The sequence below is a fragment of the Nocardioides sp. genome (assembly GCF_030019515.1).
Taxonomy (GTDB): Bacteria; Actinomycetota; Actinomycetes; order Propionibacteriales; family Nocardioidaceae; genus Nocardioides.
Window position 1 is genome coordinate 73,006 of the sequence record NZ_JASEEQ010000003.1, and the last position, 12,833, is coordinate 85,838.

At 71.5% G+C, this 12,833-nt stretch carries 14 protein-coding genes; 4 read left to right on the top strand and 10 right to left on the bottom strand.

Going from position 1 to position 12,833, the window contains the following annotated elements; genetic code table 11:
• Positions 1-34: 34 nt before the first annotated feature.
• The 3 genes from QMC84_RS05065 to QMC84_RS05075 are packed head-to-tail and all read right to left on the bottom strand — an operon-like array spanning position 35 to position 2,177.
• Positions 35-181 carry a hypothetical protein gene (locus QMC84_RS05065; RefSeq protein ID WP_300372453.1) on the bottom strand — a complete coding sequence of 49 codons (147 nt, stop codon included), beginning with the start codon at positions 179-181 and terminating at the stop codon, positions 35-37.
• Entirely contained in the window at positions 178-468 is a 291-nt protein-coding gene (locus tag QMC84_RS05070; protein ID WP_300372455.1) for a hypothetical protein, read from the bottom strand. The genes QMC84_RS05065 and QMC84_RS05070 overlap by 4 nt, the downstream gene beginning before the upstream one ends.
• Entirely contained in the window at positions 465-2,177 is a 1,713-nt protein-coding gene (locus QMC84_RS05075) for an ATP-binding cassette domain-containing protein (RefSeq protein WP_300372457.1), read from the bottom strand. Before QMC84_RS05075 ends, QMC84_RS05070 begins: the two co-directional genes overlap by 4 nt.
• 111 nt (positions 2,178-2,288) lie before the next feature.
• Between QMC84_RS05075 and QMC84_RS05080 the strand changes: the two genes are divergently transcribed.
• Positions 2,289-3,278 carry a phosphatase PAP2 family protein gene (locus QMC84_RS05080; RefSeq protein ID WP_300372459.1) on the top strand — a complete coding sequence of 330 codons (990 nt, stop codon included), beginning with the start codon at positions 2,289-2,291 and terminating at the stop codon, positions 3,276-3,278.
• Here the strand turns inward: QMC84_RS05080 and mgrA are convergent.
• Entirely contained in the window at positions 3,247-4,290 is a 1,044-nt protein-coding gene (mgrA, locus tag QMC84_RS05085; RefSeq protein ID WP_300372461.1) for an L-glyceraldehyde 3-phosphate reductase, read from the bottom strand. The two genes, QMC84_RS05080 and mgrA, sit on opposite strands and share 32 nt — an antisense overlap.
• Before the next feature lie 50 nt (positions 4,291-4,340).
• On the opposite strand from mgrA, the gene QMC84_RS05090 reads away from it, so the two are divergent.
• The 3 genes from QMC84_RS05090 to QMC84_RS05100 all read left to right on the top strand — a co-directional run bounded on the left by QMC84_RS05090 (position 4,341) and on the right by QMC84_RS05100 (position 5,881).
• On the top strand, positions 4,341-4,739 hold the full coding sequence (locus QMC84_RS05090; protein WP_300372463.1) for a PPOX class F420-dependent oxidoreductase: 399 nt from the start codon (positions 4,341-4,343) through the stop codon (positions 4,737-4,739).
• 47 nt (positions 4,740-4,786) lie between these two features.
• Positions 4,787-5,050 carry a DUF3263 domain-containing protein gene (locus QMC84_RS05095; RefSeq protein ID WP_300372465.1) on the top strand — a complete coding sequence of 88 codons (264 nt, stop codon included), beginning with the start codon at positions 4,787-4,789 and terminating at the stop codon, positions 5,048-5,050.
• 132 nt (positions 5,051-5,182) lie between these two features.
• Positions 5,183-5,881 carry a DUF981 domain-containing protein gene (locus QMC84_RS05100; protein ID WP_300372467.1) on the top strand — a complete coding sequence of 233 codons (699 nt, stop codon included), beginning with the start codon at positions 5,183-5,185 and terminating at the stop codon, positions 5,879-5,881.
• Positions 5,882-6,333: 452 nt separating this feature from the next.
• Here QMC84_RS05100 and katG read toward each other — a convergent pair whose 3' ends face one another.
• From katG to QMC84_RS05130, 6 genes are read right to left on the bottom strand one after another with little or no spacing between them, the layout of a single operon-like run.
• Positions 6,334-8,619, bottom strand: coding sequence for a catalase/peroxidase HPI (katG, locus tag QMC84_RS05105; RefSeq protein WP_300372469.1), 2,286 nt, complete (start codon positions 8,617-8,619; stop codon positions 6,334-6,336).
• 28 nt (positions 8,620-8,647) lie between these two features.
• Positions 8,648-9,088 carry a Fur family transcriptional regulator gene (locus tag QMC84_RS05110; RefSeq protein ID WP_300372471.1) on the bottom strand — a complete coding sequence of 147 codons (441 nt, stop codon included), beginning with the start codon at positions 9,086-9,088 and terminating at the stop codon, positions 8,648-8,650.
• A gap of 31 nt (positions 9,089-9,119) precedes the next feature.
• Entirely contained in the window at positions 9,120-10,064 is a 945-nt protein-coding gene (locus QMC84_RS05115) for a carbohydrate kinase family protein (RefSeq protein WP_300372472.1), read from the bottom strand.
• The gene (locus QMC84_RS05120) at positions 10,061-11,050 is read right to left on the bottom strand and encodes an SIS domain-containing protein (protein ID WP_300372474.1); all 990 of its coding nucleotides are present in this window, start codon (positions 11,048-11,050) and stop codon (positions 10,061-10,063) included. The genes QMC84_RS05115 and QMC84_RS05120 overlap by 4 nt, the downstream gene beginning before the upstream one ends.
• A 5-nt stretch (positions 11,051-11,055) precedes the next feature.
• Positions 11,056-11,907: a carbohydrate ABC transporter permease gene (locus QMC84_RS05125; protein WP_300372475.1), complete on the bottom strand. Its 852-nt coding sequence runs from the start codon at positions 11,905-11,907 to the stop codon at positions 11,056-11,058.
• A complete protein-coding gene (locus QMC84_RS05130; RefSeq protein WP_300372477.1) occupies positions 11,904-12,833 on the bottom strand; it encodes a sugar ABC transporter permease in 930 nt (309 codons plus the stop codon). The genes QMC84_RS05125 and QMC84_RS05130 overlap by 4 nt, the downstream gene beginning before the upstream one ends.

Sequence of the window (12,833 nt, forward strand, 5' to 3'; positions counted from 1 at the left end):
TCGGGGCCCCACCGGCGAGCAGGTCCGTCTCCCGTCAGCCGGTGGGGCCCTGCTTCGCCCTGCTCCGCGCCGAGGCGTCCAGCCGCTTCTGGGACTCGCCCAGCCGCGCGACGGGGACGAAGGCGAGCCGCTCGTTGACGCCGACCATGTGCGCGTTGACCTCGGCGTCGTACGTCGTCACCACGCGGACGTGGGGCCGCTCCGCCTGGAGCAGCCGCAGGTTGGCGACCTTGACCGCGAGCCCAGCCGGCGACCGAGGGTGCCCCACCGGTCGTCGACCGTGCCGGCGAGACCGAGCAGCCGGCGCCGGGTGCCCTGGTCCTGCATCATGGCGCGGACCTCCTCCAGCTGCCACGGCGGCGTCACGCCCGCGGGCGCGGCGAGCTCGGCGAGGAGGTAGGCGTCGTGCCCGGGGTCGACCTGGCCGGGATCGAACGGCTCGACCTCGACGATGCGGTGCCGGCTCATCGGAGCCGCTCGACCCGGCCCTCGTCCCAGACCGGGCCGTCGGACTCGTAGACCTCGCCGTCCGCGCCGTAGACGAGGAACCGGTCGAAGCCGCGGGCGAACCAGCGGTCGTGGGTGACCGCGAGCACGGTGCCCTCGAACGCCTCCAGCCCCTCCTCCAGCGCCTCGGCCGACTGCACGTCGAGGTTGTCGGTCGGCTCGTCGAGCAGCAGCAGGGTCGCCCCCGAGAGCTCGAGCAGCAGGATCTGGAAGCGGGCCTGCTGACCGCCGCTGAGCGACTCGAACCGCTGCTCGGCGGACGGGCTGAGCTCGTAGCGGTCCAGCACCCGGCTGGCCTGCTCGCGCCCCATGCCGGCGCGCCCCCGACCGTCCGACTCGGCGTCGCCGCGGTGCAGGATCTCCAGCAGCGTGCGACCGACCAGCTCCGGGTGGTCGTGGGTCTGCACGAACCAGCCGGGACGGACCCGCGCGCCCAGCTTCGCGATCCCCCGGTGCTGGACCGGCTTGATCACCCCGTGCGACAGCGCGTCGCCCACCGGTTCGTGCTCCTTGTCCGGCCGGGTCCCGCCCGCGGCGAGCAGCCGCAGGAAGTGCGACTTCCCCGACCCGTTCGAGCCGAGCACGGCCACCCGCTCGCCGTACCAGACCTCGAGGTCGAACGGCTTCATGAGACCGGTCAGCTCCAGGTGCTCGCAGACCACGGCGCGCTTGCCGGTGCGGCCGCCCTTGAGCCGCATCGTCACCTGCTGCTCGCGGGGCTGCTCGGTCGGCGGGCCGGCCGCCTCGAACTTGCGCAGCCGGGTCTGGGCGGCGCGGTACTGCGAGGCCATGCCGTCGTTGTACTCGGCCTTGATCTTGTAGTGCAGCACCAGCTGCTTGAGCTTGGCGTGCTCCTCGTCCCACCGGCGACGCAGCTCCTCGAAGCGCGCGAACCGGTCCAGCCGGGCCTGGTGGTAGGAGCCGAAGCCGCCCGGGTGGGTCCACACGGTGTTGCCGGACGCACCGAGCTCCACCGTGACCACCCGCGTGGCGGTGTTGTTCAGCAGCTCCCGGTCGTGGCTGATCATCAGGACCGTCTTGGCCGACTCGCGGATCCGCTCCTCGAGCCAGATCTTGCCCGGCACGTCGAGGAAGTTGTCCGGCTCGTCGAGCAGCAGCACCTCGTCGGGGCCGCGGAGCAGGTACTCGAGCACCAGCCGCTTCTGCTCGCCGCCGGAGAGGGTGCCGAGGTCGCGGTACTTCGCGCGGTCGAAGGACAGCGCGAGGGCGGCCGTCGTGCACACGTCCCAGGTGACCTCGAGGTCGTAGCCACCGGCATCGGCGTACTCCGAGAGCGCATGGGCGTAGGCCATCTGGGTCTTCTCGTCGTCGGCGTCCATCAGCGCGCGCTCGCAGGCGTCGATCTCGTACGCCGCGTCGCGGATCCGCGCCGGCGCGACGCTGATCAGCAGGTCCGCGACGGTGGGCGCGTCCCCGAGGCCGGCCCCGACCATCTGGCGCATCACGCCCAGCCCGCCGGAGCGGGTCACCACCCCGGCGTGCGGCGACAGGTCGCCGGTGATGATCCGAAGCAACGTCGTCTTGCCGGCGCCGTTCGCGCCCACGAGCGCGACCTTGGCGCCCTCGCCCACCCGGAACGACACGTCGTCCAGCAGCACTCTCCCGTCGGGGAGCTCATAGCGCACCCCGGCCACGTCCACGTGTCCCACGTCGGAGGATTCTCCGCCATCGGCGCGAGCCGGGCACCCGGTTTACGTGCCGGGTGTCGCCGTCGGCCGAACTCGAGTGCCGTCCGCTGAGAGGCCTCCTACAATCTGGCCATGACACGGGGCGTGGAGGAGCCGGAGGCCGCTGTCTCCATCACCCTCCGCCCGCTCTCCTACCCGCCCACCCGGCGCCGGGCCCGCGCGGTCGCAATGACGGCGTACGCGGTCGCCCTGGCCGCGTGGTCCGAGCTGCTCGGGATCCCCAACGACACCGTCCAGGTGTTCCTGTGGCTGTGGCTCGGGACCGTCGCGTGGAGCATCGAGGCGCGGCCGGCGTACCACCTGAACTTCCTCAAGGACTGGTGGCTGCCGGTCGCCGGGCTGGTCGTCTACTTCTACAGCCGCGGCCTCACCGACGAGCTCGGCCTCCCGGTGCACGTGAGCATGCCGATCCGGTTCGACACCTGGCTCGGGGGCGGGGAGATCCCCACCACCCGCCTCCAGGACGCGTGGTGTGCCGACCCGTGCCTGAAGGACAGCGAGCCGCGCTGGTACGACTTCGTCCTCACCACCGTGTACGCCACGCACTTCCTGACCGGGCTCACGATCGCGGCGGTGCTGTGGGTGCGCCGGCGGGTCGAGTGGATCCGGTGGATGCGCCGCTACCTGGTGATCAACTTCGGCGCGCTCGCGACCTACATCGTCTACCCGATGGCGCCGCCGTGGATGGCCTCCGAGAAGGGCTGGCTGGACGCCGACGTCACCCGGATCACCGCCCGCGGCTGGCACGACGTCGGCCTGGGCCGGGTCGACCTGATCCTCCAGGGCGTCGGCAACCCCGTGGCCGCGATGCCCTCGCTGCACGCCGGGATCACGTTCCTGGTCGCGTTCTACGGCATCCAGCGGCTGCGCACCCGGTGGCGCTGGCTGCTGGCGCTGTACCCGCTGGCGATGTCGACCGCGCTGGTCTACAACGCCGAGCACTACGTGATCGACATCCTGGCCGGCGCCCTGCTCGCCGGGCTGGTGCTGGTCGGCTGCCAGTGGTGGGAGAACAGCCGGGATCGGGTGATCAGTCCTCGGACCACCGCGCCCACAGGTTGATCCCGGCCTCGACGGCGTTCTCGTCGATGGCGGCGAGCTCGTCGGCCGTCAGGTCCGGGAAGGCCAGCGCGTCGAGGTTGGTGTCGAGCTGCTCGACCGAGCTGGCGCCGATCAGCGCGGAGGTGACCCGTGGGTCGCGCACCGCCCACTGGAGGGCGAGCTGGGCGAGCCGCTGGCCACGGGCCTGGGCGATCTCGTTGAGCCGGCGGACGTGCCCGAGGGTGGCGTCATCGAGGTGGTCGCCGGGGAGCGTGGAGTTCTGCCGCGCGGCGCGCGAGTCCTGCGGGACGCCGCCGAGGTAGCGGTCGGTCAGCAGGCCCTGGGCGAGCGGCGAGAACACGATGCAGCCCATGCCCTGCTGCTCGAGCTCGTCGAGCAGCTCCCGCTCGATCCAGCGGTTGAGCATGGAGTACGACGGCTGGTGGATCAGCAGCGGCGTGCCGAGGTCGCGAGCGATCGTGGCCGCCTCGTTGGTCTTCTCGGCCGAGTACGACGAGATGCCGGCGTACAGCGCCTTGCCCTGCCGCACCGCCTGGTCGAGCGCGGCCATCGTCTCCTCGACCGGCGTGTCGGGGTCGAACCGGTGGCTGTAGAAGATGTCGACGTAGTCCAGGCCCATCCGGCGCAGCGACTGGTCGAGCGAGGCGAGCACGTACTTCCGCGAGCCGCCGCCCTGCCCGTACGGTCCCGGCCACATGTCGTAGCCGGCCTTGGTGGAGATGACGAGCTCGTCGCGGTAGGGCGCGAAGTCGTCGCGCAGGTAGCGACCGAAGTTCTCCTCCGCCCGGCCGTAGGGCGGGCCGTAGTTGTTCGCGAGGTCGAAGTGGGTGACCCCGCGGTCGAAGGCGCGGCGCAGGATGGCGCGCTGGTTGTCCTCGGACCGGTCGTCGCCGAAGTTCTGCCAGAGCCCCAGCGAGATCACCGGCAGCTGCAGGCCGGTGCGGCCGGTGAAGCGGTACCGCATCCCGGTGGCGTCGGTCTCGTAGCGGTCGGGTGCGGCGGTGTAGGTCATGGTGCGATCCTGCCACCAGCGCAGGGGCGACAGCATGGCAGGATCGCCGAATGACGTCGTGGCAACCGGGATGGGACGCGTTCCCCCAGGGCCTGCTGGACTTCTGGACCGAGCGGCACCTGGGCACGCTGACCACGCTGCGCGCGGACGGCCGGCCGCACGTCGTACCCGTGGGCGTGACCGTCGACACCGAGGGGCGCTGCGCCTGGGTGATCACGTCCGGGACGTCGCGCAAGGTCGACCACGTCCGCCACACCCCCACACTGGCGGTCTGCCAGGTCGACGGCCGGCGGTGGTCCACGATCGAGGGACGCGGCGAGGTGCTCGAGGACGAGGCGTCGGTACGCCGCGCGATGGAGCGCTATGCGATCCGCTATCGCCCGCCCCGGCCCAACCCCCTCCGGGTGGCCGTCCGCATCGAGGTGGACCGGTTCCTCGGCAACGTGTGACCCCCCCCTCGCAGCGCGCCCGCGCACCCGGATGTCACGATCTGCGCATGCCTGCCGACAGCCCCGAGCTCACCGACCTCGACCGGGAGATCCTCGAGTTCGAGCGCGACTGGGTCGCCCACGCCGGCACGAAGGACGCCGTGCTGCGTGAGCGCTTCGAGCTCACGCCGACCCGCTACCACCAGCTGCTGAACCGCCTGATCGACCTCCCTGCGGCCGAGGTGCACGCGCCCCGGCTGGTCCGGCGCCTGCGCCGGCTGCGCGCCGCGCGACACGAGCAGCGCAGCGCGCGGCGGACGCGTCAGCCCTAGGGCCGGCCCGGCCCGCAGCCGGCTCGCCGGTACTCGATCGCCGCTCCCCGGAATATTCGCTACAGCCGTGCGTTTGAGGTTAGTACAACCTTCAACTAATTGCTGGCGACGAGCCGGCGGAGCAAGGAAAGAGTGAGTGCAGTGGTCGTCTACAACGAGCTGGTCGCCATCACCGCAGGCGCAGGGCTTCTCGGATTCGCAGCGTTCCTGACCGACCTGGTCCGCAACAAGCGGATCGCGAGCGAGGCCTGGGCCGCATTCTTCGGCATCACCGGTGGGCTGCTTCTCGTCACCGGTCTCCACACCACGCTGACCTGGCCGTTCGGCGACGGCGGGTTCGAGTACGCCAACATCGCGTTCGGTCAGCCGGCCGCGGGCTTCGGCGCGCTGCTCCTGCTCGCCGCGGTGTACCTGTGGCGGCACCGGGCCCTCTTCGACGGCGAGGTCGGTACGGCGAACGCCACGGCTCTCGCGGCCCTCAAGCCGGCCGGCATCTTCGTGGGTGCGCTCGGCCTCGGCATGGCCGTGCTGGCCATCGCGTTCGTCCGCTTCCAGCTCGGTGCCGCTCCGGCGGTGGAGCCGATCAGCGGCCGGTTCGGCGACTGGCCGATCCTCGAGGCGCTGTTCCTCGGCGGGCTCTGGGGCATCGTGGCCCTCGGCGCGCTGCTCTTCGCGATCGCGCTGTGGACCGACCGCCCGCAGCTGCTGCGCTGGGCCGTCTGGGCCTGGGTCATCGGCGGCGTGGTGTTCCTGCTCTTCGGCGCGATGAACTTCTACACGCACATCGGCATGTACTACAACATCTCCCACGACACGATGCACAAGTGGTGAGCCGGTCGTCCGGTCGGCCCTGAGCGGGCCCCACCCGGTCGCGCCGACTGCGACAGACCTGGAGCCCCGAGGCGAACCCTCGGGGCTCCCGGCATGTCCGGGCCGCGTGTCCGGGCCGCAACACCACACTCACAGCCAGCCGGACGAAGCGAGCGGTCACGCTGTCCGCACGACCTCCCGCGTCGACCGGCGCGGTCCGACCACCGCAGGCGCGCAGGGGCTACGCTGGGCGGTAGACAGCGAGTGAGGGGGCGGCTGTCCGCCACTGTCCCTCCGGCCTCGGGCCCCGTCGATCGGCCTCGTCCATGTCTTGGAACGCCGTCTACCTCGTGCTGATCGTGCTGGCGCTCGCCGCGGCGATGCGCGCAGCCTCCTGACCAGGACGCCCGTCCGGGCCGGCTCGGTCGAGCCGGCCCGAACGGGCGCTGGGTGGTGCGGTCCTGCGGGGTGGCTCAGACCAGGTCGAAGCGGTCGGCCTCCATGACCTTGACCCACGCTGCGACGAAGTCGCGCACGAACTTCTCGTGGGCGTCCGCGCTGGCGTAGACCTCGGCCAGCGAGCGCAGCTGGGAGTTCGAACCGAAGATCAGGTCGACCGCGGTGGCGGTCCAGCGCAGGTCGCCACTCGCGAGGTCACGGATCTCGTAGACGTTCGGCTCGGACTCCGACACCTTCCACTGCGTGCCGGGGGCCAGCAGGTTGGCGTAGAAGTCGTTGGTGAGCACGCCGGGACGGTCGGTCAGCACACCGTGCCGGACGCCGCCGACGAAGTTGCCGAGGGCACGCAGGCCGCCGACGAGGACGGTCGTCTCGGGGGCCGTGAGGCCGAGCAGGTACGCCCGCTCGACCAGCAGCACCTCGGGCTGGAGCTTCTCGTTCTCCCGCAGGTAGTTGCGGAAGCCGTCGGCCCGCGGCTCGAGCACCGCGAACGAGTCGACGTCGGTCTGCTCCTGGCTGGCGTCGGTGCGCCCGGCGCGGAACGGGACGGTCACGTCGACCCCGCCGTCCTTGGCGGCCTTCTCCACCGCGGCGGAGCCGGCGAGCACGATCAGGTCGGCGAGGGAGATCTTCGCCTCGCCGGACTCGTTGAACTCGCGCTGGATGCCCTCGAGCCGCTCGAGTACGCCGGCCAGCTGCTCGGGCTGGTTGACCGCCCAGCTGCGCTGCGGCTCGAGCCGGATCCGCGCGCCGTTGGCGCCCCCGCGCTTGTCGGTGGAGCGGAAGCTCGCGGCTGAGGCCCACGCGGTCGACACGAGCTCGGCGACTGAGAGGCCGGAGTCCAGGACCTTCGCCTTGAGCGCGGCGACGTCGGCGTCGCTGACGAGCCCGTGGTCGACGGCCGGCACCGGGTCCTGCCAGATCTGTGTCTCGCCCACGAGCGGGCCGAGGTAGCGCGCGATCGGGCCGAGGTCGCGGTGCAGGAGCTTGTACCAGGCCTTGGCGAAGGCCAGCGCGAACTCCTCGGGGTGGTCCTTGAACCGGCGCGAGATCTTGCCGTACTCCGGGTCGAAGCGCAGCGCGAGGTCGGAGGTCAGCATCCGCGGCTCACGACGCTTGGCGGGGTCGTGCGCGTCGGGGACCATGTCGGCGCCCGCGCCGTTCTTCGGCCGCCACTGGTTCGCGCCCGCCGCGGACTTCATCAGCTCCCACTCGTAGGCGTACAGGATGTGGAAGAACTCGTTGTCCCAGCGGGTCGGGTGGTAGGTCCAGGTCACCTCGATGCCGGAGGTGATGGTGTCCCCGGCCTTGCCGGATCCGAACGAGCTCCGCCAGCCCAGGCCCTGCTCCTCGAGCGGCGCCGCCTCGGGCTCGGGGCCGACCAGGTCGGCGTCCCCGGCACCGTGGGTCTTGCCGAAGGTGTGGCCGCCGGCGATCAACGCGACGGTCTCCTCGTCGTTCATGGCCATCCGGGCGAACGTCTCGCGGATGTCGCGGGCGGACGCGATCGGGTCCGGGTTGCCGTTGGGGCCCTCCGGGTTGACGTAGATCAGGCCCATCTGGACCGCACCGAGCGGGTCGGACAGCTCCCGCTCGCCGCTGTAGCGCTCATCGCCGAGCCAGGTGTCCTCCGGACCCCAGTAGATCTCCTCGGGCTCCCAGATGTCCTCGCGGCCGAACCCGAAGCCGAACGTCGTGAACCCCATGTCCTCGAGGGCGACGTTGCCGGCGAACACGATCAGGTCGGCCCACGAGATCTTCTGGCCGTGCTTCTGCTTCACCGGCCAGAGCAGCCGGCGGGCCTTGTCCAGGTTGGCGTTGTCCGGCCAGCTGTTGAGCGGGGCGAACCGCTGGGCGCCCTGGCCGGCGCCGCCGCGGCCGTCGTGGATCCGGTAGGTGCCGGCCGCGTGCCAGGCCATCCGGACGAACAGGCCGCCGTAGTGGCCGAAGTCGGCCGGCCACCAGTCCTGCGAGGTGTGCATCACCTCGACGATGTCGCGACGCAGCTCCTCGATGTCGAGCTCGCCGAACGCCTCGGCGTAGCTGAAGCCCGGGTCGAGCGGGTTGCTCTTCGTCGAGTGCGCGTGCAGCACCGAGAGGTCGAGCTGGTTGGGCCACCAGTCCTTGAGCGAGTTCGGGCGGCCGCCGGTCCTGGGCGTCGGCGAGTCGATCGCCGGGTTCTCGCTCTCGCTGCCCTGCGCGGTCGCGCCGTCGTGGATCACGGGGCACCCGCCCTCGGCCTTCCGGTCCACCCCCTGTGGGCTGCTCTCGGGGGTGCGGTTGTCCTGGCTGTCGGTCATGGTCTTCCTTCCGGGCGGTCGTTGGCGGTCATGAACGGGGGGTCGAGCAAGCGGGGCACAGGCCCCAGTAGACGACCTCGGCCTCGTCGATCAGGAAGCCGTGGTCCTCCGAAGCGGTCAGGCAGGGGGCTCCGCCGACGGCGCAGTCGACGTCGGCGAGGACCCCGCAGGAGCGGCACACCACGTGGTGGTGGTTGTCGCCGATCCGCGCCTCGTAGCGCGCGACGGAGCCGGCCGGTTGGATGCGACGTAGCAGGCCGGCCTCGGTGAGCGTGTGCAGCGAGTCGTAGACGGCCTGGTGCGAGACGCCAGGGAGGTCCTGGCGCGCCGCGACGATGATCGACTCGGTGTCGGCGTGCGGCAGGGCGTGCACGGCACCCAGTACGGCGACCCGCGGGCGGGTCACCCGCAGCGCCGCGGCACGCAGCAGCTCCGGGAACCTCCCAGGGAGGTCACTGGTCGTCGACATGGCCGCAGTCTCGCGGCTTTTTTGGAATGAGTCAAGAAAGAGGTGCGAGGGGCTCCTCGCCGAGCAGCTCGGCACGGGAGGGGTATCTCGCGAGCGAGTCTCGCCCGATCACCGTCGACGCGACGCGCACGCCGGTCGCCAGCGCCCGCGCCATGTCGTCGTGCTCGGCCAGCTCGGCCAGCATCCCCGCGGCGAGGCTGTCCCCGGCGCCCGTGGTGTCCTTCGCCACGACCGGCGGTGCTGCGAGCCGGAGCCGAGCGCCGTCCGGCCCGCGCGCGACCAGGCCGCGCTCGGCGAGCTTGACGACGACCCAGCCGCCGCAGGCTCGCTGCAGGGAGTCTGCGGCGGCCTCCGGGTCGGCCTCGCCGGTGAGGGCCTGGGCCTCCGGCTCGTTGGGCAGGAAGATGTCGACCGAGGGCAGCATCGCGAGGACCTCCCGGTCGGCGTCGCCCCGCCAGTCGTCGGGGTCCCATCCGGTGTCGAACACCGTGCGACCGCCGTGCGCGCGCGTGCGCCGGAGGAGATCCAGCGCGCCGCTCCCCCGGAGCCCGGGCAGCGAGAAGTACCCGGTGAGCATCACGAGGTCGGCCGCGGTGGCCTCGGCGGGCACGTCGGCCTCCGTGTACGTCTTCAGCACCCCGTGGGCGGTGAGGAAGGCCCGCTCGCGGCCCACGGCCTCGAGTGCGATCGAGATGCCGGTCTCCTGGCCGGCGACCACCTGGAGGTCGTCGCCGAGGCCGGCCCGGCGCAGCTCGGCCGCGACCCAGCGTCCGGCCTGGTCGTCGCCGACCGCGCCGAAGAGCCGGTGGGACACCTCGAGGCCGGCCAGGGCGAGGGAGACGTTGCCCGCGGCTCCGGCGGGCCGGACCGCGATGTGGTCGATGACGTCGTCGCCCCCGGGGTCCGGCAGCCGGGTGACCGGGGTGGCGATCACGTCGAGCTGGACGTTGCCCAGGACATGGACCGATCGGGTCATCGACTACCCAGCTTGATGTCGTCCTGCTCGTACCGGAACCCGTCGGCCCGCAGTCCTCGCCTGCTCGCCAGGCTCCAGCCGAGCAGCTGCAGCGGCAGGATCTCCAGCACGGTGCGGGCGAGCGGCGACCCCGGCACCGGGAGCCGGACCGGGACCAGGTGCTCGGCCGCATCGATGTCGGCGTCGGTCGTGACCAGGAGGGTCGCGCAGCCGAGGGCGCTCACCTCCCGGGCGAGCCGGACCTCGCGCCCCGCGCCGATCACCACGCAGCACACGCTCGGGTCGAGCGGCTCCATCGGTCCGTGCAGGTAGTTGTGGGTCTCGTGGGCGGCGGTGAGGGCCCGAGCCGCCTCCCGCAGGAGGAGCGCGCCCTCGCCGGCGGTCGTGATGGACGCACCGGACCCGATGACGTCGATGAGCCGGGCCCGGTCGAACCGCTCGGCGACCGACTCGACGACCGGTCGTGCCGACGCGATGACCTGCGCGGCCTGGTCCGGCAGGGCGGACCAGTCCGTGCGCGCTCCGGCCCAGTGCTCGCCGAGCAGCCCGATCGCCTGGATCGTTGCGGTGTACCCCGTCGTGTAGACCGGGCTGTCCGGCCCACTGTCGAGCGGGATGACCTCGTCCACCACGTCGGCCAGCGGCGAGTCCGGGAAGTTCGTGATCGCGACGCGTCGGCCTGTCGTGCGCTCGAGCGCGGTGACCGTCTCCGTGCTGCGCCCGGACTCGCTCATCGCGACGACGACGTCGGCGACCGGGCGGTCGGCGTCGAGCAGCTCGGTGGCCGAGAGCGCGAAGGCCCGGATGCCGGACGCGCGCCAGACCGGCGCCGCGCTCCTGGCCACGTGCTCGCTGGCGCCGATGCCGACCAGCGCCACGACGGCGCCCTCGGCGATCGGGGGGATGCGTCGCAGGGCGTCGCGGACGGCAGCGGCACTGGTCCGCAGCACCTCCGGTTGCGCGTCGATACCTTCGGGGAATCGCATCGTGATCAGCCTTTCACTGCTCCGGAGGTCAGGCCTCCGACGATGTAGCGCTGGAAGACCAGCGCGAGGATGACGGGTGGGATGGTGGCCAGCACTCCTCCGGCGGCGATCAGACCGAAGTCCGAGGAGTGCTTGCCGGTGAACTCGGCGATGGCGACGGGGATGGTCTTCGCGTCCGTGCTCGAGGTGAAGATCAGGGCGTAGAGGAACTCGTCCCAGGCCAGCAGGAACCCGAACATGCCGGTGGTCAGGATCCCCGGCCGCGCCAGCGGGAGGATCACCCAGAAGAGCGCCCCCATCCGGCTGGCGCCGTCGACGCGGGCGGCCTCCTCGAGGCCGGCGGGCAGGCTCAGGAAGTAGTTGCTCATCGTCCACAGGCAGAACGGGGTGACGATCGAGCCGTAGGTGATGACCAGGCCGATCTTCGTGTCGAGCAGCCCGAGGTTGGCCAGCGCCAGGTACAGCGGGATGACCAGGGCGATCGGCGGGAGCATGTAGATCGCCAGGAACGCGAGCAGCGAGGTCCGGCGGAACCGGAACCGCAGGCGGGCGAACGCGTAGCCCCCGAGGACGCCGACGACCAGCGAGACCACGGTGGTGGCGGTGGCGACCACGAAGCTGTTGATCATCGCGGCGCGGAAGTTGGCGGCCACGTCATCGCCACCGCCGGAGGAGAAGATCGCGCGGTACCGCTCGAGCGTCGGGTGGTCGGGCCACCAGTGCGGGTGCGGCGAGAGCAGCTCCGAGGACGGCGAGATGCTGGAGATCACCAGCCAGGCGAAGGGCGCGAGCACGACCAGCGCCATGACCACGGCGGCCACGTGGATCCAGACCAGGTAGGCGCGACTCGGTCTCATTCGACACCTGCCATCTCGTTCTGGCGGAGGATCCGCAGGTACGCCATGGCCAGCGCGAAGACGGCCAGCACGATCAGGTACGCCAGCGCGGCGCCGTACCCGAACAGCTGGTTGGAGAAGGCCTGGAGATAGGTGTAGAACGCGACCGTCTGCGTCCCGCTGGCGGGCCCGCCGCCGGTCATCACGTAGATGATGTCGAAGACCTTGAACGCCTCGATGGTGCGCAGGATCAGCACCACGGCGATGGAGGGCGCCAGCATCGGGATCGTGAGCCGCCAGAACGCGCGCCAGGGTCCGGCACCGTCCACGCGGGCCGCCTCGTAGAGGTCGCTGGGGATCGTCTGCAGGCCGGCCAGGATGAAGAACACGACGATCGAGGTGTTCTTCCAGACGTCGGCGATGATCACCATGTTGAGCGCGAGGAAGGGCTCGCCGAGCCACTGCGTCGGCGTCTGTGAGATCCCGAGCGTGTCGAGCAGGCCGTTGAGCGCGCCGTACTGGCCGTTGTAGATCCAGCGCCACAGCGCGCCGTTGACGATGGTCGGGAGCGCCCAGGGCAGCACGACGATGCTGCGCCACAGCCAGCGCGCCCTGAGCGGCGCGTTGAGCAGCAGGGCGACCGCGATGCCGAGCGACAGCTCGAGGAACGTCGAGACCAGCGTGAAGTACATCGTGTGCCCGAGGACGCTGTAGAACCGGTCGTCCTGGAAGACCTGGACGTAGTTGTCGATCCCGACGAACGGGTAGTCGCCCGGCATCGCGCTGTCGACGTCGTAGAGCGAGACCACCAGGGTCCGCACGACCGGCCACAGCACGACGCCGAACACGACCACGGCCGCGGGCAGCAGCAGGAGGAGCGCGAAGCGCCCCTCGTGGTAGCCGCCGCGGACCCGGGGACGCCCACCCGCTCGCGGGGTCGATGTCAC